Consider the following 24,398-nt stretch of genomic DNA (forward strand, 5'->3'; position numbering starts at 1 on the left):
TCTTAACGCTGGTTTCCTGCCTCGTAAGCTGCCTTGTAAATAATGGGCTATTTTTCAAAATCGATAGCGTTATTCAACCAGACTCGAAAACCGATAACCGGTACCGCGAACCGTTTGAATCAAGGCACTGCAACCATAAGGCTGTAGTAATTTGCGTAAACGCCGGATGTGCACATCAATCGTACGATCTTCGATATAGACATTGCCGCCCCAGACCTGATCTAGCAGCTGGGTGCGCGTATAAGCACGCTCGGGATGACTCATAAAAAACGCCAGCAAGCGATATTCTGTCGGTCCGATATCAATGACTTTATTATCAGCGGTGATACGCTGGCTTTTAGGATCGAGGCTAAGCTTGCCTATTTCAATTGGCTTATCGCTACTAAGCGCACGACTACGGCGTAATACGGCTTTGATTCTGGAGATTAATTCACGCGTTGAAAAGGGTTTGGTCATATAGTCATCAGCGCCCGCATCAAGCCCATGAACCTTACTATCTTCCTCACTTTTGGCCGTCAGCATAATCACGGGTATCTCAGCCAACATCTCATCATTTTTAAGCATACGGCAAAAATCAATACCACTTTTATCACCCGGTAACATCCAATCTAGCAAAATCAACGCGGGTCTATGATCCACCACTTGTTGATGCGCTTCTGCGACGTCAGCCGCTTGTAAACTCTCAAAGCCCGCCATCTCTAGCGTCATTACCACCATCTCACGAATTGCAGGTTCATCTTCGACAATCAAAATCTGCTCATTGCGCATACCATCGCCTCATTATTGAAAGACAAAAAATTGGAAAACAAAAATACTAAGCCCTTATCAACGTCTGCCCATTAAACGGCTTAATTATGACAGTTTGATGACACAGTGACTCGATACGTTAAATGCTGCGCCTTAAACATTGCAGCTCAAACACTGTACTTTCAGCCCTATACTTTAAGCGCTGTGCTTTGAACGCTTAGCCTTAAACCCTTACGCCCCAAAAAAAACCAACGGCTCATCATAACGAATTTTGCGCTAGATAGCAGCCGCAATCCCCTTAAACGACTGCTTTATTGGGCTGCGTTTTTAATTGACCAACTTTTTTCATAAAAATGTCTTATTTCATCAAACTGTCATATTTGCTCGGCACAATGTGCTCATTGACTACCGAGCGTCTTTGTAGCAAAACCTTGCTAACCAAACATCGTTAGCAATACATTACTAAAAACCTGGGCAGCGACATTGTTATTCATAAACGCCCCATACTTAAATCTGATTACTTTCTAGGAGAAACAATGCGTTATTCATTAATGGCTTTAGCAGTCGCGAGTACCTTTACCTTAGCTGCTTGTAATCAACCCCCCAATAGTAATGAAAGCAATGAGCCCGCTACTTCGGCGCAATCAACCACCGCGCCTACCGACACCGCAAACGTTCAGTCGACAGACGTCCAATCAACAGACAATGTGTCGATGAATATCACCGGCGCTGGCGCCTCTTTCCCGCAGCCTATCTATGCTAAATGGTCAGATGCCTACAATAAAGCAACAGGCGGTCAAGTGAACTATCAGTCGATTGGTTCATCGGGCGGTATCAAACAAATCGTCGCAAAAACGGTGGATTTTGGCGCGTCCGATGCGCCGATGACGCCAGCGGAATTAGAGGAAGCCGGTCTGATTCAATTCCCGACCGTTATCGGCGGCGTGGTACCTATCGTCAATATCGATGGCGTTGCGCCTGGTCAATTGAAGCTCGATGGAAAAATGCTCGCTGACATCTATCTTGGTAAAATCAGCAACTGGAATGACCCTGCCATCAAAGCTATGAATCCTGACTTAAGCCTTCCTGACGCCGCCATTACCACAGTGTTCCGCTCAGACGGTTCGGGCACAACTTTTAACTTTACCGATTATTTAGCCAAAGTGTCAAACGATTGGAAAGACAGCGTTGGCGTCGATAAAACCGTGAAATGGCCAACCTCGGCAACCGGTGCTGGCGGTAAAGGTAACGAAGGCGTGTCAAGCTATGTGACGCGTATGAAAAACTCTATCGGCTACGTTGAATACGCTTATGCTAAGCAAAACAGCATGGCACACGTTGCTCTAAAAAATGCCGCTGGCAACGTCGTGCAACCATCTGCGCAGACATTCGCCGCCGCTGGTGACATCGATTGGTCAAAGCAAGAAGGCTTTTATAAAGTCATCACCAACTCTGAGACCGATCAAGCATGGCCTATCGCTGCTGCGACCTTTATCTTAGTCCATAAACAACCGCAAGATGCCAAACAAGTGGCAGGTGTCCTTAACTTCTTTGACTGGGCTTATGCTCAAGGCGATGATGACGCGATGAGTCTTGATTATGTGCCTTTTTCAGATACGGCCGTGGCTTTATTTAAGGCGAAATGGAACGAGGTGGTAGACAGCGAAGGTAAGCCTGTCTATACCTCAGCACAGTAGCTCGAAGCTTTTTAATTCGAAGCTTATTAATTCGAGAAGAAGCCAGTCGAGAATAAGCTAACTAATGCCATCAAGCAAATACTGAAAAGCGTGTTTGCTTGGTGACGTCTTAGCCGTAGTGAACTTAAGATTCGGTCGTTAGATGATACAGTTTATTACGGTAAGACGCTAAAGCTAAAACCCCTAAGGTTTTTTACAATCAAGCTTTCACACTAGCAAGCGTTAACACAGTTAATCATTAACATAATGAAAAGTTAGAGCGATAAACAACAGAGGCTTTTATGGCAGACCTAAAATCCCAACTGGCAAAACAAAAACGCTTTGACGCGGTTTTTGTTAATGCCACTAAAGCATTTGCAATCTTGGTGCTCTTGTCGCTTGGCGGCATCATGCTGTCATTGATTGTCGGTGCATGGCCAAGTATCACTGAGTTCGGTTTGGGATTTTATACCAGTAATAACTGGGATACGGTGAACGATCAATACGGTGCGCTTGCACCCATTTACGGTACGGTGGTCACTTCACTCATCGCTATCTGTATTGCCGTACCAGTCAGCTTTGGGATTGCTATCTTTTTAACGGAACTTTGTCCCAATTTTTTGAAAAAGCCATTGGGTATTGCTATCGAGCTGCTGGCAGGCATTCCTTCTATCATCTATGGCATGTGGGGCTTGTTTGTCTTTGCACCGTTTTTTGGTGATCATATTCAACCTTGGTTTATTGAAAATATTGGCCCCCTACCTATTATTGGTAAAGTTTTTGCCGGTGCGCCGATGGGACTGGGTATGTTTACCGCCTCGTTAATACTGGCAATTATGATTATTCCCTTTATCGCTGCCACCATGCGCGATGTTTTCTCTGTGGTGCCAGACCTGCTAAAAGAGTCCGCGTACGGCATGGGCGCAACCACGTGGGAGGTGATGTTTAAAATCATCTTACCTTATACCAAAGCAGGTGTGGTTGGTGGCGTGATTTTGGGACTGGGTCGAGCGCTTGGCGAGACGATGGCCGTGACCTTTTTAATTGGTAATGCCTTTAATATTAGCCCAAGTCTATTCACATCTGGGGTGACCATTACCTCAGCGCTGGCCAACGAGTTTGCCGAAGCGTCAAGTGAGCTGCATCTCGCGTCATTATTACATTTAGGGTTAATCCTGTTTGTCATTACCTTTATCGTTTTATCAATATCTAAACTCATGCTCATGCGTATTGACCAAAAAGCAGGCAATTGAACACACTATTCTAAATAGCCAAAAAAACAAGCCAAAACGAACTAAGACACGTTATTTGCAGCCATTATTTGACCTAAGAAGGACAAACACTTCATGACTTTCGCACCAGTCACCACTCAAACTGCCGAACCAAACCAGTCTTCTGTACGCTTTGAAGATCGATACAACAAGCGGCTTTATAACAAGCGCCGTTTTATCAATAGACTGGGACTTGGTTTTGCTTTATCAGCGCTTGTATTTGGTTTGGTTTGGCTGATTTGGATTTTGATGACGTTGTTTGTTGAAGGCATGCAAGGTTTAATCGAGATGCCTGTCTTTATGGCAGATACCCCGCCACCGATGGGCGAAGGTGGTCTACGTAATGCCATTGTTGGCTCAGCAATGTTGGCTTTTTCGGGCTTAGCGATTGGTGCGCCAATCGGCATGATGGCGGGCATTTATTTAGCAGAATTTTCACAGGGCAGTATGTTGGGTAAAGTCACCCGATTTTTAAATGATATTTTATTGTCTGCCCCATCCATTGTGATTGGTTTGTTTATTTATGCCTTGATGGTCAAAGGACAGAGCTTTTCGGGTTGGGCTGGTGCATTAGCGTTGGCGCTAATTGTGATTCCTATTGTCGTGCGTACGACGGAAAACATGCTAAACCTTGTACCTAATACACTACGCGAAGCGGCTTATGCATTGGGTACGCCAAAATGGAAGCTGGTCAGTACCGTGACCCTGAAGGCTGCCAAAGCCGGTCTGACTACCGGTGTGCTGCTCGCTTTTGCGCGTATTACCGGTGAAACCGCGCCCTTGCTATTTACCGCGCTAAACAACCAATACTTTAGTACCGATATGAGTGAGCCAATGGCCAACTTACCCAACACGATTTATCAGTTTGCGATGAGCCCTTATGATAACTGGCATGCACTGGCTTGGGCGGCGGCGCTACTCATTACCGCGACAGTATTATTCTTAAATATTGCGGCGCGCTTTATCGGTGGCAAAGACCATAGCAGATAATTCAAGGCTAACAGAAGCACAGCTAATAGTAAAAAAACACCCCCATTTAATAAAACTTTAAAACAGATGGATACCATTATGACTGATTTATTAGAGAGAAAAGCGACTAAGCCGATGACAGATACCAGCAGCAAACGCCGTTTACTGGATGACGCTATGTTTAACAATGGTCAGCATAAACAGCCAGATATTGCCCATCTTATCAAGCAAACCATGGCGGACATGCCCGACAATATGCCGCCTGCCAAGATTACCATTCGCGATTTAGACTTTTATTATGGCGATTTTCAAGCATTAAAAAACATCAATATCGATATTCCAGAAAAAAAGGTCACCGCTTTTATTGGTCCCTCAGGCTGCGGTAAATCAACGCTGCTACGTACCTTTAACCGTATGTATGACTTGTATCCGAGTATGCATGCTGAAGGTCAAATTACCCTTGATGGCCAAAATATTTTGGCAAAAGATACCGATGTTAATTTGCTGCGTGCGCGTGTCGGTATGGTTTTTCAAAAACCTACACCCTTCCCGATGTCCATTTATGACAACGTCGCATTTGGCGTCCGTCTCTATGAAAAGCTCAGCAAAGCAGAGATGGATGAACGTGTCGAGTGGGCACTCAAAAAGGCGGCGTTATGGCTGGAAGTCAAAGATAAACTCAAAGCGTCAGGATTGTCATTATCTGGCGGTCAACAGCAGCGACTTTGTATTGCCCGCGGAGTAGCAACGAAACCTGAAGTCTTGCTATTAGATGAGCCAACGTCCGCGCTTGACCCTATATCCACTGGCGCGATTGAAGATTTGATTACCGATTTAAAAAACGACTATACCATTGCTATCGTCACCCACAATATGCAGCAGGCCGCGCGCGTCTCCGACTACACCGCTTATATGTATTTGGGGGACATGGTAGAAATGGGGGAAACAGATCAAATATTCACCAACCCAGCACAAAAAGCGACTGAAGATTATATTACCGGTCGTTATGGCTAAGTCGCTGTTCGCTTAAAGCAATCATTTCTAGCAGTCATTTATCACGCTACTCATTTTGGCAATATTTTTATGAGCAACACCAATACGATTAAGGAAGCAAGCATGGCGATAACGGCAAAGCATTTATCAAAGAGTTTTGATAATGACTTACATGACGTGATTGAGCTGTTTATGCAAATGGGTCACATGGCAGCAGAGCAAGTCATGGTTGCGACACGCGCCTTGATAGCTGCAGATGAGGCGACCGCGAAAAAAGTGATTGAAGATGATCATCTGATCAATCAGCTAGAGATTAAAATCGATGAGCAAATCATTTTGTTGGTCGCCAAACGCCAACCAGCTGCCAATGATTTGCGTTTAGTCATGGCGCTTAGTAAAGGCATTGTTGATTTTGAGCGTGTCGGTGACGAAGCAGAAAAAATTGCCCGTATGGCCTGCAAATTGATTAAAAATGGTGCATCTCCAAGAGGCTATTCAGAGGTTCAGCATTTATCCAATCAGGTGCGCCTGATGCTGCTTGATGCGATTGACGCCTTTTCGCATATGAATCCTCAGCAAGCGTTTTCGGTATTGCAAAGTGATACAGTGGTTAATGAAGAGTACCAATCTGCCACTCGAGCCTTGATGACCTATATTATGGAAGACAGCCGCCATGTGTCCAAAGTGATTAACATACTTTGGGTATTACGCGCCTTAGAACGGGTGGGCGATCACGCTAAAAACATTGCTGAACTGGTCATTTTTTACACCAGCGGCAAAGATGTGCGGCATACAGATTTTATGCAAGTCGAACAAATCGTCCAGCAAACAACTGATGCTGGCCGGCATGAGTAATAATATTAATAAATAGACAAAAAAATTTTCTCAATTAACCCCTCTTCAAGGCCTTTATATATACTTAGTTATACATCTTTCTTAAGCGCCGTTACTTGTATTAAAAACAGTTTATGCCTATCTTTTCTAGTCAAGAGTTTGCCACGCTCTCATACTTATTCAAAAAAGCCATTATAGGCCTCATAAATAGAGATCTATAATGGTTTAATCCTATCTTTTCTCAGGTGGTATAAGAATTTTCTGATGTAAATACTTTCTCTTTACATAATTTCCTTATTATTAATAAGTTAGCGATGGACAGTAAAAATCATCCTTTTCAGCTATAACTGGGCATTGGCGCTATCAACCTCAGCATATACCGCTGTGCTACCGTCTTTGTTGATTTGCATCACTTGATAAGGTGAAAATTTATTTTGGTACTCCATCCCGGGGCTACCCATTGGCATACCGGGTACGGCAAGACCAATAGCCTCGCTTGGCGGATTGGCTAAAAACTGGGCTATATACTTGGCAGGCACATGACCTTCGAATACATAACCGTCGCTCGTGACCGCCGTGTGACAAGAGCGCATATTGCTCGGGACACCATAGCGTTCTTTAAAAACTGCTAAGTCGGCGACATCTTGTCCCGCCGCAGTCATACCGTGATGTTCGGCATGGCTAATCCACTCCTTACAGCAGCCACAATTGGCATCTTTATAAACCGTCGCAGAGACGTTTCTCAGCGCATCACTGTTACTGCTAGAGCTCGTCGACTCAGTTTTAGACGTTTGGACTTTTGAATTCTGGCTGTCTGTTGCCGTCTCTACAGGCGCTGTGGTTGCAGCAGTGGTATTGGTGTCGTTACAAGCAAATAACGACGATGTCACTGTCAGTAGGATAAGCGCACCAAACAATTTATGCTGCTTAAAAGTTAAGTTATGGTTATCAGGTTTCATACATACCCTCTCGTCATTTATTGTTTAATGTCGCATGTGATATTTATAATCAAAAAGAGCTGTCTTTCATTTTTAAATTTGGAGCAATACGTTAAGCGTTTGACCCGATATCACGACACTATCATCATACATGCATGATACATGAATCCTTCTGACTAACAGGTGACGTTAAGATTACAATATTGTCATTCTCCCACTTTGAAATTTTCACAGATAATTTATTTGACAATTTTTAAGAAAAAACAAAAGGGCAGTACTAGGGCGTGTCTTCATTTTAAAAATGGTGATAAAAATGAGATAAATTGCAGTCAAACAAGGAAAATAGCGCCGTTAATATCGGGATATTACCTAGCTATTTGATGAAGTTTGGCAAAATTTAGCCATTTTTAGCCCATTTAGATGTCCATCGATTGAATTGAAGACACGCCCTAAAAACAATCTGCAAATAACAATATTTAAAGCAGCGGCTATAACAGTGCTCTTGATAAGAAAAGCGATGAGATCTTGCATAGGATATAGAGAAAGGATTGAGGACTGCGTCACTGCTTATCCTCCATTAATAGAATAAGCAGCGATTATTTATATAGACTGGACTTTATCTCTTATACACCCCCAGCCCCTTTATTTGACGTCTCATTATCTTCGACCAATATTGCCGCCGCGCTTTTTTGAGCGTCGCCCACTGCTCATCATCGACATAAATGCCTTCTTTCCAAGCGCGCTGATGGGTTTCAAACAATTCATCCGTCGAAATCTTACGATCAAAATGCTGAATATCCTGCTCAATATCAAAGTTAGCCGTCGATAATTCAATCACCATATCATTGGTATTGTAGTTGTCCTGCGCCTCATTAAAAAAATACAAATCAGGATAAACAAACCTTTTATCTAAAGTGAATACCGTATGCTTAGGAGCGCTACCATTATCCCATTTAGCGAGACATGCAAACCCTTTTGAGGCCAGTTTTGCAAGCTCGCTGTAGGCTAGCCAGCGGTTATGACAGTTTTTTAGATAGATTTTAAAATGCTCGCGATCGCCCATTTTTTCAAGCGCATAGTCCATCACGGCAGGCAGATGACAAACCAGACTGCTACCATACAAATCTAAAACAACCTCACCCTCTGCTTGATGCACAATATCGATAGGCATATCGCGCTCAGATAAAATAAACGGACTGGCATTATTAAAATGCAAAACACCATTAAGCCCCGCCATCTGTAGCTCAGCCACCATAGAGGCGATCAGATCTGCCTCGCCTACTTCACGCTGCAACCCTAAAAAAGCTTTATTGACCATGGTCACGATTTCATTGTGCGATACAATAATGTCTTGATACTCCTTATTGGGCGGCTAATGGTAAAGTTGATAAGTCATGTATTTTTGGTACAAGAGGAAATAGCCATTCATCGCTATCTACTTCATCGAATAATGGCGCGCCTTGGAACAGGGTCACGCGTACCCAACGATCGGATCTCGGATCAAACTTGGTGGCCCCAAACATGGACAATTTACAGCGCAATAAATGCATCGGTAGTGCGGTTTTTTGCAAGACATTAATCTGAATGTCACCCATCTTTTTATGACCCAACGTCCAGACGCGTCGGGCGATGATGCGGTATTTTGGCTGGGTTAAAATGAATTCAGACAATAGCTGCTGAGAATTAGCTTGTTTTAGTGCTAAATACAGGGTATTCGCTTGGCGGCCGATATCTAACAAAAATTCTTTATCATCGCCATGCTCTTGGCCGCGCACGCCCATTCTCGGCTCTTCTTTATCTTCAGAGCGATACCAAAACCAATAGACATTCTCTTCGGCAGAAAAATCAATACTAATCGCCCACTGATAACGCGCTTCCAATACTTCAATTAAGTCTTGAACCACTTTACCACTAGGCAATGACATGGTTTCATCAGCATTTACTTGGCCGGCAAATCCATCCACACGCTCAGGATATAGCTCCATCATAAAAGAGATAATAACCTCTTGGCTCTCAAAACTGAGATGATCGTTGCGCTGTAAAAAATCCGCCCACGTGTTACATTTTTTCAGCTCAGATGTCAGCTTGCTTTGTAATTGGGTTAGCTCCGTCACAATCGTATGGTTAAGCATAATTTGTGGCTCATTGATGGTAACGACTTCTGAAAAATGCTGAATGGCGCGACTCATCAAGGTTGAAAATTGCGCTATTTGATTATCATCGGCTTCAAAGTCGATATCGCAAACCAATACCGCTTGCAATGCCGCTTCACGCGTACTTAACCATTGATCCACCACACAAGGATGATTGATCAAATAAGGCGCCATACCAAGACCGGTGGCATTACCGATACCTAAGTAGCGTTTAATCTCTGGATGTAGGCTGACAGCCTTATTACCACCTCTTTTCTTCGCCAAATAATCCACCCAATCAAGACTAAATTCTCGGATAAGATACACCGCACACATCTGCGCGCGAAAAGATTGGTTAAAATCTTCACTATGATCTAGAGGTTTGAAATCGTAAATACCAAACTTACCATTGCCATAAACCGCGGTGGTGCGCAAGATATAACCGACTTTGGCTAGTACTTCTAAATCAGGCTGTTTGCCATCGGCAAGTGCGCTGACAACATGATCAAAGACGCGCACGCTTTTATTAGCACGAGCCAGTACCATGACCATGTTTGAGTTGCGACCGGCTTCTTGTAGTGGCACATTAACTTTTAGATTTGCTAATAGCTCATCGCCGATTTCGCCGTAAACCAAAGCAAAGGTCACATCCCACTTTTGCGCAATCACGCGGTCATTACGCTCTTCATCAGCGATTTGATTGCAAAATACCACCAAATGATAAATATGCTCCGGCGTTTTCAAACGATAAATCACTTGTCCGTAGCCGTCATCATCTAAATCCCAAAGATGCTTACTGAGTGTCCAATTTTCTTGATCGATTTTACGCAATAGCGTACGCACAAAACTGATACGCGTTTGGTGCATCGCGCCCAGTCTTTCAGAGTGCATCACCACATCGGGGGTACGAAAGCTGACCGCGTCTAGCTTGGCATTTTTCAGCATTTCGCTGTTTGGCAAAGTATGTTCCATATAACTATCACCTTAAATATATCTCAAGCTCATCACTTATCGGGCAATTTTAAAGACTCACTATTATTTATGACTTTAATGTGCAAATAAGTTATGCGCTTTATTAATGATGCATTCAATCGATTTTTTTCACAATCTCTTGAGTAGCAAGTTTTTCTTCCGCAATTTTATGAGCCGTCTCAACACGGTTAGGACGATAAAGGTCTTGGTCGCGCGCCATTTGTTGCGCAATTTTGGGACCATTCCATAACGACGGTAGGAGAATGAAAGATACCGGCACCGCGGTAATGACAATAAAAGACTGCAAAGCTGTGACGCCCATCATAATGTGATACAGCAAGCATCGATAATCGCGCCCGTTTGACCCGTGAGTACGCGCTCGCCAAACATAGGATACAAAAGCGTACGAGGTTTGAGCGGCAAGCCTTTGTCATAATGCAGATGCATCACCACAATGGCGGTCAAGCTACCGACAATCGACCACGCCAAAAAACCCCAGTGCATAAAGGATTGCGAAAGTGCATTAATAGCGCGTTGTTGGATATCAGCAAATTCGCCGTAAAGAGGCGGTGCCGATACAAAATGCGCAATAGGTTCAGCGGCCGCCCAAAAGACACCGCCGCCCGCAAGCAGTGTACAAAATAGAATCGCCATCCATTTAAAGCTATCCATTTCAGGCTTAGGCAGATTACCTAAAATGACCCGTCCTGTGCGGCCTGCCCCAACTGCTAAAGCAATCACAAAAGTAGCTAACAATAAGATTTGCCAAAACGGCCCAAAGACTTTAGCCGACCAGACAAAACCTATATTGACTATTTCTGCTAGGCGCTCTTCGGCAAAAATTGCCATCAGCACAAAGACAATGATAAAGCCGCCGCTGTACCAAAACGCTGGATTATAGAGCCCTAAGGTATCAGATGAGTCTTGGTTCAAATCCTCATGTACTTTTACAGTATTATGCGAGCGTCCATGCTCATTATTTCGGTTAAGTCCCTTTAAGTAGGCCATGATGTGGCTCCATATGATAATCTTGCGTCATTTAAATTAGCGTTACATCTAAATTGTGTTATTGCACCTGTCCATACTTTAATGTTTCTGGTTTACATGCTATTTAATGTTATCTAACACCCACTATCGCGTGAGCACTTAGGTTAAAGGCTTGATGCCAGCCTCAAGAAAATTAAACCAGTTTTGTCCGATAATCTTGCCAGCGTCTGTGTCATCAAAACCATGTTTGAGCAAACCGTTGTAGATGTTCTCCATACCGTCCTTGCCAGCGAACCACGGCAAGGTGTCCGGCCAGCCTGAATTGTTGGCATTGCCTTCACCATAATCCATGGCCTTTGACCAACGTCCATTGCGCATCCATTCAAGCACCGCTTGTGGCTGGTTTAAGCACAAATCACTGCCAATGGCTAAATGCTCTACGCCATACTTATCGGCACAATCAGCAATCATGCGACAAAAATCATCAAGCGTACAGTTGCTACCATTCGGCAAATGGAAGGGATATAAGCTAAAACCCAACAGACCACCTGCTTGGGTTAAGGCGCTAATGACCGTATCGGATTTATTACGTAAGGCATCATGTGCTGTGGTTGGATTGGCGTGGCTGATACAAATTGGACGGCTCGATATCTCAATAGCCTCAAGCGTTGATTGCTCAGCGCTATGTGACATATCGATAATCATGCCGACGCGATTCATCTCTTTGATGGCTTGTTGACCAAAACGTGTCACACCGCTATCGTTTTGCTCATAACAGCCGGTCGCTAGCAAGCTTTGGTTGTTATAAGTTAGTTGCATAATCAGCAATCCCAAACGGCGCATGACGCTAATTAAGCCAATCTCATCATCAATAGGTGAGCAGTTTTGCGCGCCAAAAAAGATACCGACTTTGCCTTGCTCCTTTGCAGTCTTAATATCAGCGACCAAATAAACGGGCAAAATCAAATCGCTATTTTGCTCAAAGCGCCTATGCCATTCGCTAAAGCGCGTCAGGGTTTGGCGCGCATCTTCATGATAGACCAAGGTCGCATGTACCGCGTCGATACCGCTGGCTTGTAGCATCTTAAAGTAGTCTCGATCCCAGTGGCTATACTGCAATCCGTCAATGACGATATGGTCTTGGTACATATCAAATTCCCTTTTTATACTTTTTAAAATGGTGTCGATATAAAATAAAGCAGTGCCATAAATACCGACACATAACTGGTATAATTTTTTTTCGCTTGCTGTTCGCCATGCTCGCCGAGGCTACAAAAAATTTATCCCAGCCATACTTCCTTCTACGCTAGAGCCACTAAGTGACCAACTCTATAGTGATTTTGCTTAGTACGCTTTTTGATAAGCCGTCTTGACGATGGTATAAAACTCTTTGGCATATTGGCCTTGCTCACGCGGACCAAAGCTCGACTCTTTACGACCACCAAACGGCACATGATAATCGGTACCTGCTGTCGCCAGATTGACCATGACACAGCCCGCTTGCACTTGTTCTTTAAATAGCGAGCTGTTACGCAAGCTTTGGGTGATGATGCCGCCGGTTAAGCCAAAACGCGTGTCATTGGTCATGGCAATGGCTTCTTCTAAATTCTTGACACGCATGACGCAAGCGAGCGGCGCAAATACTTCTTCTTGGTTGATATCCCAGCTATTATCAGTATCGGTAAACAAGGTTGGCGACATATAATAGCCGTCATGGGCCATCTCTAGACGCTCGCCACCAAAGGCTAAATTGGCACCAGCCTGCTTGGCTTTTTCAATCCAATCCATGTTAGACGCTAGCTGCTTGTCATCAACGATAGGACCCATAAAGATACCGTCATCCAGCGCATGACCGACTTTTAAGGTTTTCATTTTTGCAATCACGCCATCGACGAACGCATCATGAATACCGTCCATCACAATCAAACGTGAGGATGCGGTACATTTCTGACCTGAGCCACCAAACGCGCCAGCAACCGCCGCATCAATAGCCACTTGCAAATCGGCATCATCAGCGATAACCAAGGCATTTTTACTGCCCATCTCAAGTTGGCAACGCACAAAGTTAGGCGCCGTTGCCGCCGCAACTTTGCGGCCGGTTTCTACTGAACCGGTAAAGCTGACTGCATCGATATCTTTTGAATTGATAAGCGCATCGCCAACTGATGAGCCGCCACCGAGCACTAAGTTAAACGTACCTTCTGGCAAGCCTTGACGGTGAATGATTTCTGCTAAAGCAACGGCGCTGGCTGGCGTTAAATTGGCAGGCTTCCAAATCACACTATTACCAAAGGCCAACGCTGGGGCGATTTTCCATACCGCGGTCGCCGTTGGAAAGTTCCAAGGTGAGATAATAGCGACGACACCGACAGCTTCGCGGGTGACTTCAACTTTGACGCCAGGGCGGACTGAATCAGCAAGGTCGCCCATTTGGCGCAGCACTTCGGCGGCATAATAGTGAAAGAACTGCCCTGCGCGATAAATCTCACCGCGACCTTCCGCAAACGGCTTGCCTTCTTCGCGTGATAATAAAGTACCTAGCTCATCACAGCGCGCAATCATCTCATCGCCAATCGCTTGCAAGATAGCTTGCTTTTTTTCCAACGGTACCGCTTCCCACTTTGGCTGGGCACGGCGCGCGGCAGCGATCGCATCTTGTACTTGCTTACTGCTGGCTTGAGCAAATTCACCAATCGTTTCTGTGATATCAGAGGGGTTAATATTGGCAATGGTATCGCTACCTGCCTGCCATTCACCGTTGATATAAAGCGATTTTTTTGGGTCTTGTTTGAGCGCTTGAGTTGACATAACAACATCCTTTATAAAGAGTTTGGGTGCGTTTATTTAAAAACATACAATGAAATTAAGTGATAAAAACCGTCTAACGCTTATAAATTAGCGTTTAATCTTAAGGCACAGCCGCGTAAACGACCAATTCGACCAGCATTTCTTCTCGTGCCAAGCCTGAGATGACTAAAGCTGCGCGGTTGGGGTAAGGCGCCTTGAAATATTCTGCATAGACTTGGTTGACGGTTTTTAGATAGTCGCGGTCAGTGACATAAATGAGCACTTGTAATACCGCATCCATACTACTGTTAGCACATTCTAAGGTGTGCTTTAAATTATCAAGGGTTTGGCGGGTTTGCGCTTCGATGCCAGCTGCGACTACCTCACCGTTTCCATCAATAGGAATTTGCGCGGTGTATAACGTGCCATTATTGGTGATTGCCCACTCAAGTGGCGATTTTGAGGCATAAAGTGCGGTATTAACCGCTTGTTTGGTTGAGTGAGTGCTCATTTTTTCAATCCTTGTCGTAGGTGGCTTTATCAATCCTTTATTTCTAATCCTTATGCTACCCATTTACATACGATAAATCTAACTAATTAAATATTAAATATGATAGATTTAATCTATCACTTAGATTTGTATTAATTTAACGACTTATGACGTTATGAAAGTGCGTAAAATTAAACAGTAAGCAACGCTTATAAAGGTAGCCAATATTATGAAATTACAACAATTACGTCATTTTTTAATCGTGGTAGAAGATGGCGGTTTTCGAGCGGCTGCCAGTCGCGCCAATCGCTCGCAAGCGGCTATATCTGCATCGATAAAGGAGTTAGAAAAGACATTGAACCAAAGCTTATTTGAAGTTGGCAATAAAGCGACACTGACGCCGTTTGGTGAAAGCTGTGTACCCAAAATTCAGCAGTTCCTGAGCATTTATCAAACGTTAGAAGATGATTTGCAAGCGATTGCAGCTGGAGAAAAAGGTAAGATTAGGATTGCAAGCGTACCATCACTGGTCACAAAGCTGCTGCCAAGCGTTTTGGTTGCTTATTCTAAAAAATATCCTGATATCGAAATTGTCTTGATAGACGATAATGCGGTGGGTGTGGCGAATCGCTTACTGACGGGTGAAGTGGATTTGGCATTGGGCAATTGCACCAGTATCGATCAAGCTGACATTGATTTTACGCCGCTTATATCAGACCCTATCGGCGTGGTTTGCTTAAAAAGCAATGAGTTAAACCAGTTAAACAAAAACGGCGAGTCAAACCAAACATCAGGATTACATTGGCAACAACTGATGTCGCAGCCCTTTATTTATAATGGCACTTGTAGATTACTTGAAAACACGCCTGCTGAAGCCCTAAATCGTAAAGCGCGTTATACAGTAGAAAATATTACCTCCTTGTTTTCATTATTAAGGAATGATTTGGGCATCACTACCCTACCAAAACTGGCTTTCCCAGCTAATGAGCCCGAGCTGGTCTGGATAAAGTTGCTGGAGCCATCTTTAGACAGACAAATTGGTATTTTTAAACGTGCGGACAAAACCATCTCTGTGGCTGCTCAAGCTTTTTATGAGCTATGCATTGACTATGTGCAAAATCATTATCTGATGTAGTCTATAGAAAATAATCGGTGTTATATTTTATAAATAAGAATGCAAAATTACTGCTACCCGCCATTTAATAACCTTATAATTGCCTAGAGCAAAAGCTAAAAACTGAGTGTTTAAGCCGCTGCTCTAAGCAATTCAACCCTGCCAATTAAACCATCACTATTAAATTATTGTCATGAAACCATCTGATTAACTCACAAAAAGTTTATGACTAACGCAACTCATCAACGACCGCCAGCATAGCGACCAATGAAGCTTCCCCTAATTTAATAGAACGCTCAGGTGACCAACCTGTATCTTCAAAAGGTAAATTGGCATTCTCTTTAAATGGCATCTCTAAAGTGTTGGCAAGGCAATCAAAACGCTCGGCTACCCAGTGGGTGGCAATCGTCATATTTGCTGTGCCCGGCGCATCAATGTCATAACCAAATTCAGACTGAAAATCGGTACTGGCCAATTTTAAGACTTCTGAGAATTTATCACGTAGATGGGCAAGGCGGTCGTTATAGCTTGGCGTGCCCTGCGAGCCGGCAAGGAACACATACGGCAGCGCTTCATCGCCATGCACGTCATAAAACAAGTCCACGCCCGTTTCTTCCATTTTATTGATGACATGAAACACTTCAGGGCTTTTTTCTAAGCTTGGGTTTGCCCATTCACGGTTTAGATTCGTCCCTACCGCATTGGTACGCAGATGCCCGCGCACACTGCCATCAGGATTCATATTCGGTACGATATAAAAATTGGCTTTTTCCAATAACAACTTAGCCGTGGCACTATCCTCGTCTAACAAACTGTTCAATAGCCCCTCAACCAGCCATTCAGCCATTGTCTCGCCCGGATGCTGGCGCGCCGTAATCCAAATACTGCGCTTCTTGCTATCACCATTACCTACTTTTACTAAGGTTAAGTCGCGTTTATCAAGCGTTTCGCCCAAATGCTCCAAACACGCGAGCGGATGCACTTGCACCGCCGCTAACAAGTCTTGATGACGCTCATAGCTATAGGGAGCGAAATACGCAATTTGAATACTTTCGCACGCAAGCTCTGCCGTTATCGTTAACTTACCATCCTTATAAGAGGTTGGCAGACGGAACCAATACTCGCGATCATAGGAAGCCACCGCTTGATAATCCTCCCAGCCTGCAAGGTAGGAGGCCTTCCCTGCATTCATAATATTGAGTACGTACTGCTCGCCAACTTCGCCTGATAAACGAAAGTTAAACCACTGAAAAAACTCTCCGCCCACGTCTGGACGAATCGCCAATTGAATGTTGGTTTGATCTTCTGCATTGATAACCTCAATATTACCGGCATCGAAATTTGCGCTGATATGCATAATTTTTTCCTAATGATTTTTGTAAATTAAAAGACAGATACTAAAAAAACTTATACTAAATACCATATTTTGTCCATCGTAGTAAGATGGACTTTATGGCAAACTTATGAGGAAGCTTAATTGCTAAGCTTCGTTAATAATTTTTATTTACTTAACTTTAATGACTTAGCCTTCATTACTTAACTTAATTGCTTAACTTCGATTAAAAGATACCCGTTTTAGAGCATCATATAACTGACACGTTAAAATAAGGATAACATGTGACTTCAGGAAGAAGCGTCCCAGCAAATAGCGCCCTTATCAGATGTCCTATATACGTTGCGCCAAATCACTTCGCTGATTATCTCTCTCATCAGCAGCGCTACTGCTTGTTTTTAGATATCGACGGCACGCTTGCTAGTTTCACCTTGAACCCGAAAGACAGCTTTATCCCCGCTACCACTTTAACACTTTTACAAAACATACAAGATTATGGCGTCAAAATCGCTGCTGTTACTGGGCGCAGTCTAGCCGAAGCAAAGCAAATGCTGGCGCCGCTAAGCTTACCCATCGCCGCAACGCATGGACTAGAAATAGACTTTGAAGATAACGAATCTAATAATAATATGAGCGTTTCATCCGTCGACAGCGTTGAGCTTGCTGCTATAAAACAAGCGCTTATCCGCTCTTGCTTGCGCTATGACGATTTTATCATAGAAGACAAGCCCTATTCTGTTGCCCTACATTATCGTCAAAATCCCGCCTTAGCCGATATCGCTTATCGCATTATAACCACAATCGTAAAAAACCATGGTGATTGGATAGTAAAACAAGGTAAATATGTCTGGGAAATCGCGCCTAAAGACGCCGATAAAGGCAGTGCGATTTTGACCTTACTAAAAAAATTTCAGGCTAACAATAGGCTTTGTCCTATCTTTATTGGCGACGACATCACCGATGAAACAGGATTTATGGCAGTACAAGGCGACAAGCACATGACAGAAAAAAGTCGCTTTATACAAAATAACGAACCACGAGAGGATTCTAAACCACCCATAAAAGGTATGGGTATGAAAGTAGGTTATGACGGCACTGAGCCAACGTGTGCGCATTATTATGTCAATAATATTTTTGAGGTCACGGTATTGCTTGAGAGCTTTTTGAAGTTTTGCCAACAGCGCCCAACCTTATCGTCCAAGTTACCTGGTTTAACAGAGCAAGAGCAAGTGGCACCGCCGCTAATAGACACTAACCGACGCCCATTAAAAAATACAGCGAGACCACTGACATGAGCCGCTTAATTGTCTTATCTAATCGCGTAAAGATGCCCGATAACCACCCTATGGCGGGCGGGCTTGCTGTCGCACTGCAAGACGTCTTAATCGGCAAATCAGTCGTCTGGATGGGCTGGAATGGCGAAGTCGTCAATGACAACAGCGCCAATAACACCGACGCCAATACATTTAGCAGTATTCAACAACGCTTTATGGCGAGCAGCAAGGCAAAAACCCGCGCCACACAAATCACTTATATGACCACCGCTTTTACCACCCAGCAATATCAGCATTTCTACTGCGGTTTTGCCAATAATGTATTGTGGCCTCTACTGCATGAGCAAACAGCGCTTATCAGCCAAGCTACAGATGATTATGCGGGTTATCAGGCGGTCAACCGTTTATTTGCGCGCCAATTAAAAAGCATCATCCAGCCTGACGATGTCATTTGGGTCCATGATTATCATTTTTTAAGTGTGGCGTATCATTGCCGAAAGCTTGGCATCAACAATCGTATTGGGCTTTTTTTACACATTCCCTTTGTGGCGCTGGATTTTTGGCAACAGCTTGAGCAAAGCGCTGAGCTCATTCATCATCTGGCGCATTATGATGTGCTCGGCACCCAAACCCAGCAAGGATGCACCAATTGCGTTGACGCTTTTCAGCATTATTTAAAAGACAGGTTGTCAAAAAATCGTTTGAGCGAAGAGAGAGTGGAAAAAGAAAGTGTAGATAAAGAAGACGTGCTAGCAAACGGTTTAGCAGAAAACAGCGATGTCGGACTTACCCCCATCAATATCTTACAAAAAAACCAACCTTTTGCTCATACTTACCCTTACCACTCATCTGGGACAGCATTAACGCTTAATTTAGACTTTAAACCTCAGCATTGTTTATTGATTAATGCCTATCCGATCGGTATTAGTGTCGCAAGAATCCAGCAGCAGGTCAGTCAGTTAGCCTCGCCTCTACCTGCACATTTGGCGCAGCATAATGTATATAAAAAAACCGACAAGACGACGACACAACAAATTATCGCGGTAGATAGAATTGACTATTCAAAAGGCTTATTAAGACGTTTTTCAGCCTATCGTGACTTTTTAGAACACTATCCAAGCTATCAAAATCAGCTGCAATTATTACAAATCGCTTGTCCTAGTCGCTTAGATTTGCCAACTTATCAACGGCTTTATCAGGAAGTTAAACAAACAGTCAGTGATATAAATCAGCAATTTTCAACTAACAACGGTGCTTGGCAAGCGATTAAATATAGCGAAAACGTCTTAAACCATGAGCCCTTGATGGCAGCATTTTGGCAAAGTGATATCGGCTGGGTCAACTCCTTAAAAGACGGTATGAATCTGGTGGCTAAAGAATATATCGCCGCGCAAAATCCTGATAATCCGGGCGTGCTCATGCTCTCGCGTTACGCAGGTGCCGCTGAGCAAATGCAAGCGGCGGTCATTGTCGATCCGCACCAGCCCACGAGTTTGATAGAAGGCTTGAGGACGGCATTGACGATGCCATTAAAAGAGCGACAGTTACGCTATCAAGTATTGCTTCAAGGGCTACATCAAGATGACTTATACGCTTGGCAGCAACGCTTTTTAGACGATTTGTATTTAGATGGCCGATATGATAATAAAAAACGGTCAGCAGATGATGGCGCTTTTGATGCCATTCAAATGTCTGATTCATAATAATTAGGAGACTGTATGCAAGTGCCCGATGCCAAAAACGCTGTATTAGTAAATATAAAATCTGCTATAAAAGAAGTTATACAAGCAGAAAACCAAACTATCGGCAGTTTTGCTATGACCGATAAGTTACGCCGTGAGATATTAACGATTCTAGTCGGTTATAGCGACGAAATTCCTCACCCTGCTAGTGGTGCTAGGGCTATTGCCGGTGCTGAAAATGTCATAAGCGAAGGCGATACGACGAACGCTCAAAACAATAAACAAGCAAGCAAGCCAAATCAGTCTAACACCTTGATTCGATGGCAAGTCTTGGCATACGTGTCGAGCCTAGATTTAACGCTTGCGAAATGGTTTGAATCGCATTTAGATGCGTTAAGTATTTTGCATGAAGTCGGCTACGATAAAGCGCCTCAAGGCTTATGGGCGGTTTGGGCAGCAGAAGGACACCCCGACCCGATACTTTATAAAGAGGGCAAAATCAGTGGTAGCAAAGCATGGTGCTCGGGCGCAAACCTCGTAGATTATGGGTTGATGACTTATCGCGATGAGCAGGGACAAGCGCAACTATTGATGGTGGATATGCACCAATCTGGTATTGATATTGATAATAATGCTTGGCAGGCCGTCGGCATGCAAGCCACTGATACGGCAACCATACAGTTCCATGAGGTAGACGCCATTAATGTAGGTGCGCCAAATGCGTATTTAGAAAGGGTAGGATTTTGGCATGGCGCGGCAGGCGTTGCCGCTTGCTGGTATGGTGCGGCCGCTTGCATTGCCAATTATTTAATAACTGCTTATCAACATAAACCCAATGACTATAAAGCCATGTATTTGGGTCAAATCAGCACAGCATTGGCCGTTACTCAGCAGTATTTTTATCATATTGCTGACTTAATAGAGAGTAAGCCGCTGCAAAACCATGAACTTGCTATCCGTCAATTACGCGCTAACGTTGAGCAAGTAGCACGCCAAGTGATGGAAACAGTCGGACAAGCATTAGGGGCCGCACCATTTTGTGGCAATGCCCATTTTGCGAGGTTAACCGCAGATTTGGCGGTATTTATTCGTCAAAGTCATGGTGCCTTTGATTTACAAAAAATCGGCGAGCTATCTAGCGCTTTAGACCGCGCCGCAATCAGCGATTTGACAGACAGGCAGGACAATATATGGCAACTGTAAACCCCAAGGTAAATGTAGCACGAGACTCTTCTGATCTTCATGTGCATCAGGCAGAAAATAATACGCAAGCCTTAACAGACCATAATGTGATGTCGGCGCACTCAGCATCCTTAGCGCACTTAGCCAAGCCTGAGCATCCGATTGTCGGTGACCGCGTCATTGAAGGCGATGGTACTAGCGCCGATGCTTGGCAAAACTGGCAGGGACTGCACGATTTACCTCGACTAGATATAGCAAAAAGCTTCCCGCCACAGCAGCGCGTTTGCGTATTTGCGCCGCATCCTGACGATGAAATATTAGGCTGCGGCGGACTGCTGCAACGATTGGCAGCCAACGGTAATCCTATCGTCCTTGTGCACGTGACCAACGGCACACAAAGTCACCCTGACTCGCAGATTTATCCGCCGCGCCTGCTTGATACTATCCGTCCGCAAGAAAGCTTAGCGGCATTAGAAGTGTTAGGCATTGCGCAGCAGGTGACGTGTATGTCTTTAGCCCTAACCGATGGCGACGTCTTTAACCAAAAGTATCAATTTTATAAAAAATTGGCCGCTCTTATTCAGACGGGCGATATTTTAATCACGCCTTTTGTACATGACGGTCATCCCGATCATGAAGCAACAGGACAAGTAGTCGCCGCTTTCGCTAAGCAGCATCAGCTCGCCTGTTATCAAGTGTTGATTTGGGCGTGGCATTGGGCGAAGCCTGCCGATAGTCGTATTCCTTGGCACTGCGCGCTCAGAGTGGATTTGACACCGGAGCAATTACAACGCAAAACCGAAGCTATCGCCTGCTTCAAAAGCCAAATAACCGTTGATGAAAGCACAGGCAACCCGCCTATTTTATCGGCTCAAACCATCGCTAGAATTAGCCAACCTTGGGAAGTTTATTTATATGAGCCACAATCTTAAATTGACACCGCCAATGCATGAGGTCGGTAATTTGCAGGTGTCTAAAACCGACTTACATACTGTTCATACTGATTTGCCGAACGGTAAAAAAGAGATGACAGCCACTGCTTATTCAGAAAGCTATTTTGATGCCTTATATAACGACAATAGCGATCCGTGGCAGTATCAGACCCGCTGGTATGAAAAGCGCAAACGCGATATGTGTCTAGCGGTGTTGCCCCAAGCAAAATATACCAATGCCATCGAGTTAGGCTGCGGTAACGGTGTGTTTAGCGCCCTACTTGCCAGCCGTTGTCAGACCTTGGTCAGTATTGACGGTAATAAACAGGCGGTGCAACTGGCTAAGCAGCGTTTGGCAGATGTCAGGCATGTAAAGGTCATACAGGGTGTCATTCCTAAAATATTACCGACTGCGAAATCGCATTTTGATTTAATTGTGATTAGTGAAATTTTATATTATTTATCGGCAAATGATATTGATACCGTCATCGCTTGGATTCAGCAAAATCTTGCGGTAGGCGGCACGTTACTATGCTGTCATTGGCGCTATGACATTGATGGCTTTACCATGACGGGTGAAACGGTACACCAACGTCTGCACCGCGCATTTAATAGAATAAGTCACGACGTAAACTCTGTGCAAAGACAGCAAGTTGATAGTCAAAACCCTACCTTTACCCATCAAAGTAAAGTCGTCGATAGCGATTTTTTATTGGATGTGTGGCAACGTTCGCCCGAAACAGTGGCTATGCAAGAAAACTTGGTTTAACAGTAAACCCGCCGAGGAAAATGCATGAATACTACAAATATCGCTATCGTCATTCCTGCTCATAACGAAGCGCTGACCATTTCTAAATGCTTGGCATCGGTGCAGACGGCCATTGAGCAGCTGCCCTCTACCATTACCGCCACTGTGCTCGTGGTGCTAGACAGTTGTAGCGATGACACGCTCACATTGGTCAAGCACGCTGGCGTGGATTACCTATGCTGTGATTACCAATGCGTGGGACAAGTACGAGATTTGGGCATTCGTCATGCGATCACCTCTGGCGCGACTTGGCTTGCCTGTACCGACGCTGATTCGCTCGTCACGGCAGATTGGCTAACGCAGCAAATCGCTCATATTAATCATCATCCGACTGCTATGATATGCGGCGTTGTGGACGTTGATGACTGGGCGCATTTAACGCCCCAAACACGCAAAGACTATATCGCTCACTATCAAGATAAGATGGGACATCGTCATATTCATGGGGCAAATTTGAGCTTTAGTAGTGTAGCGTATCTCGCCGTTGGCGGTTTTGCTGCCCTGCCTTGCCATGAAGATGTCGATTTGGTTAAAAAATTCGAGAAGCAAAATTTTGCTATCACTTGGAGCAATCGCGTTCGGGTCATTACTAGCAGCCGATTACAAGCGCGAGCGACAGAAGGGTTTGCCGCATTTTTAGCAAACTTAGAAACCAGCAATTCACAGTAATTCATTTTAAAAAGTGCGACAGATTTTATGAAAATAGTGCATTTATGACACGGCGTATACCTTGCTAACACAATGAATCTATCGCTAAGGTTTGGGTAACACTCTACACATCGGGGCTACAGACAAGGCAATTATCCATGTTTATATTAGATTTGTCAGCTAAGGATTTATGCCTGCTGATAACCCATAAGTGAGAAATATAACAAAGCAAATTGATGGGTTTTAGAAAAATCAATGCAATCTAATAATAGGAAAAGGAATACCACTATGAATGAACATACGCTAAAAGGTGATTGGAACCAACTTAAAGGCTCAGTAAAACAGAAATGGGCCGACTTGACCGATGACGATCTCACGCACATCGAAGGCAGCCGCGATAAATTGGTTGGCCGCGTCCAAGAACGTTATGGTCATAGTAAAGAAGATGCCGAACGTGAAGTTGACGATTGGCGCAGCAGTAATAACTACTAATCTTAGATTTTAAGATCAATTTTAAGATTTAAACATCATTTAAGACTTATTAGTTATTGATGATAAAGCGTATTGGGCATGATGGGTTTTTACCTATAAGTGTCTAATGCGCTTTTATCGTTTATAAAGTTCATTAT

At 44.1% G+C, this 24,398-nt stretch carries 23 protein-coding genes; 13 read left to right on the top strand and 10 right to left on the bottom strand.

The features are described from left to right. Window positions 1-69 precede the first annotated feature (69 nt). Window positions 70-768 (bottom strand): phosphate regulon transcriptional regulator PhoB, encoded by a 699-nt coding sequence (gene phoB, locus AB8P72_RS07095; RefSeq protein WP_102076460.1) that lies wholly within the window; start codon window positions 766-768, stop codon window positions 70-72. A gap of 515 nt (window positions 769-1,283) precedes the next feature. Here phoB and pstS point away from each other — a divergent pair. From pstS to phoU, 5 genes are all read left to right on the top strand, one after another. Next, complete coding sequence (gene pstS, locus AB8P72_RS07100; protein WP_198329169.1) at window positions 1,284-2,444, top strand: phosphate ABC transporter substrate-binding protein PstS; 1,161 nt, start codon at window positions 1,284-1,286, stop codon at window positions 2,442-2,444. 281 nt (window positions 2,445-2,725) lie between these two features. Beyond that, entirely contained in the window at window positions 2,726-3,676 is a 951-nt protein-coding gene (gene pstC / locus AB8P72_RS07105; protein ID WP_068408342.1) for a phosphate ABC transporter permease subunit PstC, read from the top strand. 93 nt (window positions 3,677-3,769) lie between these two features. Beyond that, window positions 3,770-4,684 carry a phosphate ABC transporter permease PstA gene (gene pstA / locus AB8P72_RS07110; RefSeq protein WP_068408344.1) on the top strand — a complete coding sequence of 305 codons (915 nt, stop codon included), beginning with the start codon at window positions 3,770-3,772 and terminating at the stop codon, window positions 4,682-4,684. A gap of 213 nt (window positions 4,685-4,897) precedes the next feature. Further along, the gene (pstB, locus tag AB8P72_RS07115; RefSeq protein WP_198329172.1) at window positions 4,898-5,677 is read left to right on the top strand and encodes a phosphate ABC transporter ATP-binding protein PstB; all 780 of its coding nucleotides are present in this window, start codon (window positions 4,898-4,900) and stop codon (window positions 5,675-5,677) included. 102 nt (window positions 5,678-5,779) lie between these two features. Next, window positions 5,780-6,511 carry a phosphate signaling complex protein PhoU gene (gene phoU / locus AB8P72_RS07120; protein ID WP_198329171.1) on the top strand — a complete coding sequence of 244 codons (732 nt, stop codon included), beginning with the start codon at window positions 5,780-5,782 and terminating at the stop codon, window positions 6,509-6,511. A 320-nt stretch (window positions 6,512-6,831) separates the two neighbouring features. On the opposite strand, the gene AB8P72_RS07125 is transcribed toward phoU, so the two are convergent. From AB8P72_RS07125 to AB8P72_RS07160, 8 genes are all read right to left on the bottom strand, one after another. Further along, complete coding sequence (locus AB8P72_RS07125) at window positions 6,832-7,449, bottom strand: DUF411 domain-containing protein (protein WP_068408350.1); 618 nt, start codon at window positions 7,447-7,449, stop codon at window positions 6,832-6,834. Between the two features lie 595 nt (window positions 7,450-8,044). Then, complete coding sequence (locus tag AB8P72_RS07130; protein ID WP_265090568.1) at window positions 8,045-8,746, bottom strand: DUF3726 domain-containing protein; 702 nt, start codon at window positions 8,744-8,746, stop codon at window positions 8,045-8,047. A 43-nt stretch (window positions 8,747-8,789) separates the two neighbouring features. Next, window positions 8,790-10,532, bottom strand: coding sequence for a hypothetical protein (locus AB8P72_RS07135; protein WP_369957547.1), 1,743 nt, complete (start codon window positions 10,530-10,532; stop codon window positions 8,790-8,792). Between the two features lie 115 nt (window positions 10,533-10,647). Continuing rightward, window positions 10,648-10,839: a hypothetical protein gene (locus tag AB8P72_RS07140; protein WP_227678310.1), complete on the bottom strand. Its 192-nt coding sequence runs from the start codon at window positions 10,837-10,839 to the stop codon at window positions 10,648-10,650. Window positions 10,840-10,853: 14 nt separating this feature from the next. Further along, the gene (locus AB8P72_RS07145; protein ID WP_265090567.1) at window positions 10,854-11,540 is read right to left on the bottom strand and encodes a BCCT family transporter; all 687 of its coding nucleotides are present in this window, start codon (window positions 11,538-11,540) and stop codon (window positions 10,854-10,856) included. Between the two features lie 138 nt (window positions 11,541-11,678). After that, window positions 11,679-12,668: a membrane dipeptidase gene (locus tag AB8P72_RS07150; RefSeq protein ID WP_198328289.1), complete on the bottom strand. Its 990-nt coding sequence runs from the start codon at window positions 12,666-12,668 to the stop codon at window positions 11,679-11,681. 195 nt (window positions 12,669-12,863) lie between these two features. Then, window positions 12,864-14,327, bottom strand: coding sequence for an aldehyde dehydrogenase family protein (locus tag AB8P72_RS07155; RefSeq protein WP_306495082.1), 1,464 nt, complete (start codon window positions 14,325-14,327; stop codon window positions 12,864-12,866). Window positions 14,328-14,427: 100 nt separating this feature from the next. Then, window positions 14,428-14,817 carry a RidA family protein gene (locus AB8P72_RS07160; RefSeq protein WP_198328293.1) on the bottom strand — a complete coding sequence of 130 codons (390 nt, stop codon included), beginning with the start codon at window positions 14,815-14,817 and terminating at the stop codon, window positions 14,428-14,430. Window positions 14,818-15,025: 208 nt separating this feature from the next. Here AB8P72_RS07160 and AB8P72_RS07165 point away from each other — a divergent pair, with 208 nt between their 5' ends. After that, entirely contained in the window at window positions 15,026-15,931 is a 906-nt protein-coding gene (locus AB8P72_RS07165; RefSeq protein WP_198328294.1) for a LysR family transcriptional regulator, read from the top strand. Between the two features lie 208 nt (window positions 15,932-16,139). On the opposite strand, the gene AB8P72_RS07170 is transcribed toward AB8P72_RS07165, so the two are convergent. Continuing rightward, a complete protein-coding gene (locus AB8P72_RS07170; protein ID WP_198328296.1) occupies window positions 16,140-17,267 on the bottom strand; it encodes a M14-type cytosolic carboxypeptidase in 1,128 nt (375 codons plus the stop codon). A 260-nt stretch (window positions 17,268-17,527) separates the two neighbouring features. Here AB8P72_RS07170 and otsB point away from each other — a divergent pair, with 260 nt between their 5' ends. The 7 genes from otsB (at window position 17,528) to AB8P72_RS07205 (ending at window position 24,261) form a co-directional block, all read left to right on the top strand. Further along, entirely contained in the window at window positions 17,528-18,538 is a 1,011-nt protein-coding gene (otsB, locus tag AB8P72_RS07175) for a trehalose-phosphatase (RefSeq protein WP_198328305.1), read from the top strand. Continuing rightward, window positions 18,535-20,220, top strand: a complete 1,686-nt coding sequence (locus AB8P72_RS07180) for a trehalose-6-phosphate synthase (protein ID WP_198328311.1) — start codon at window positions 18,535-18,537, stop codon at window positions 20,218-20,220. The genes otsB and AB8P72_RS07180 overlap by 4 nt, the downstream gene beginning before the upstream one ends. A 15-nt stretch (window positions 20,221-20,235) precedes the next feature. Then, entirely contained in the window at window positions 20,236-21,402 is a 1,167-nt protein-coding gene (locus tag AB8P72_RS07185; RefSeq protein WP_198328313.1) for an acyl-CoA dehydrogenase, read from the top strand. A gap of 89 nt (window positions 21,403-21,491) precedes the next feature. Beyond that, window positions 21,492-22,313, top strand: a complete 822-nt coding sequence (locus AB8P72_RS07190) for a PIG-L deacetylase family protein (protein ID WP_198328364.1) — start codon at window positions 21,492-21,494, stop codon at window positions 22,311-22,313. Window positions 22,314-22,407: 94 nt separating this feature from the next. After that, the gene (locus tag AB8P72_RS07195; RefSeq protein ID WP_198328366.1) at window positions 22,408-23,082 is read left to right on the top strand and encodes a class I SAM-dependent methyltransferase; all 675 of its coding nucleotides are present in this window, start codon (window positions 22,408-22,410) and stop codon (window positions 23,080-23,082) included. A 24-nt stretch (window positions 23,083-23,106) separates the two neighbouring features. Beyond that, window positions 23,107-23,790 (top strand): glycosyltransferase family 2 protein, encoded by a 684-nt coding sequence (locus AB8P72_RS07200; protein WP_198328320.1) that lies wholly within the window; start codon window positions 23,107-23,109, stop codon window positions 23,788-23,790. Between the two features lie 267 nt (window positions 23,791-24,057). After that, window positions 24,058-24,261 (top strand): CsbD family protein, encoded by a 204-nt coding sequence (locus tag AB8P72_RS07205; RefSeq protein ID WP_068404893.1) that lies wholly within the window; start codon window positions 24,058-24,060, stop codon window positions 24,259-24,261. Window positions 24,262-24,398 lie beyond the last annotated feature (137 nt).

The organism is Psychrobacter sp. CLB018 (assembly GCF_041222815.1).
GTDB lineage: Bacteria > Pseudomonadota > Gammaproteobacteria > Pseudomonadales > Moraxellaceae > Psychrobacter > Psychrobacter faecalis.

Excerpts from the sequence above, each read along its gene's own strand:
- AB8P72_RS07130 (WP_265090568.1), bottom strand. The coding sequence starts at position 8,746 with ATGGTCAATAAAGCTTTTTTAGGGTTGCAGCGTGAAGTAGGCGAGGCA.
- phoB (WP_102076460.1), bottom strand. The coding sequence starts at position 768 with ATGCGCAATGAGCAGATTTTGATTGTCGAAGATGAACCTGCAATTCGT.
- pstA (WP_068408344.1), top strand. The coding sequence starts at position 3,770 with ATGACTTTCGCACCAGTCACCACTCAAACTGCCGAACCAAACCAGTCT.
- AB8P72_RS07165 (WP_198328294.1), top strand. The coding sequence starts at position 15,026 with ATGAAATTACAACAATTACGTCATTTTTTAATCGTGGTAGAAGATGGC.
- AB8P72_RS07180 (WP_198328311.1), top strand. The coding sequence starts at position 18,535 with ATGAGCCGCTTAATTGTCTTATCTAATCGCGTAAAGATGCCCGATAAC.
- AB8P72_RS07185 (WP_198328313.1), top strand. The coding sequence starts at position 20,236 with ATGCAAGTGCCCGATGCCAAAAACGCTGTATTAGTAAATATAAAATCT.
- AB8P72_RS07135 (WP_369957547.1), bottom strand. The coding sequence starts at position 10,532 with ATGGAACATACTTTGCCAAACAGCGAAATGCTGAAAAATGCCAAGCTA.
- pstS (WP_198329169.1), top strand. The coding sequence starts at position 1,284 with ATGCGTTATTCATTAATGGCTTTAGCAGTCGCGAGTACCTTTACCTTA.
- AB8P72_RS07145 (WP_265090567.1), bottom strand. The coding sequence starts at position 11,540 with ATGGCCTACTTAAAGGGACTTAACCGAAATAATGAGCATGGACGCTCG.
- AB8P72_RS07205 (WP_068404893.1), top strand. The coding sequence starts at position 24,058 with ATGAATGAACATACGCTAAAAGGTGATTGGAACCAACTTAAAGGCTCA.
- AB8P72_RS07200 (WP_198328320.1), top strand. The coding sequence starts at position 23,107 with ATGAATACTACAAATATCGCTATCGTCATTCCTGCTCATAACGAAGCG.
- phoU (WP_198329171.1), top strand. The coding sequence starts at position 5,780 with ATGGCGATAACGGCAAAGCATTTATCAAAGAGTTTTGATAATGACTTA.
- AB8P72_RS07170 (WP_198328296.1), bottom strand. The coding sequence starts at position 17,267 with ATGCATATCAGCGCAAATTTCGATGCCGGTAATATTGAGGTTATCAAT.
- AB8P72_RS07155 (WP_306495082.1), bottom strand. The coding sequence starts at position 14,327 with ATGTCAACTCAAGCGCTCAAACAAGACCCAAAAAAATCGCTTTATATC.
- pstB (WP_198329172.1), top strand. The coding sequence starts at position 4,898 with ATGGCGGACATGCCCGACAATATGCCGCCTGCCAAGATTACCATTCGC.
- AB8P72_RS07195 (WP_198328366.1), top strand. The coding sequence starts at position 22,408 with ATGACAGCCACTGCTTATTCAGAAAGCTATTTTGATGCCTTATATAAC.
- AB8P72_RS07160 (WP_198328293.1), bottom strand. The coding sequence starts at position 14,817 with ATGAGCACTCACTCAACCAAACAAGCGGTTAATACCGCACTTTATGCC.
- AB8P72_RS07125 (WP_068408350.1), bottom strand. The coding sequence starts at position 7,449 with ATGAAACCTGATAACCATAACTTAACTTTTAAGCAGCATAAATTGTTT.
- pstC (WP_068408342.1), top strand. The coding sequence starts at position 2,726 with ATGGCAGACCTAAAATCCCAACTGGCAAAACAAAAACGCTTTGACGCG.
- AB8P72_RS07190 (WP_198328364.1), top strand. The coding sequence starts at position 21,492 with ATGTCGGCGCACTCAGCATCCTTAGCGCACTTAGCCAAGCCTGAGCAT.
- AB8P72_RS07150 (WP_198328289.1), bottom strand. The coding sequence starts at position 12,668 with ATGTACCAAGACCATATCGTCATTGACGGATTGCAGTATAGCCACTGG.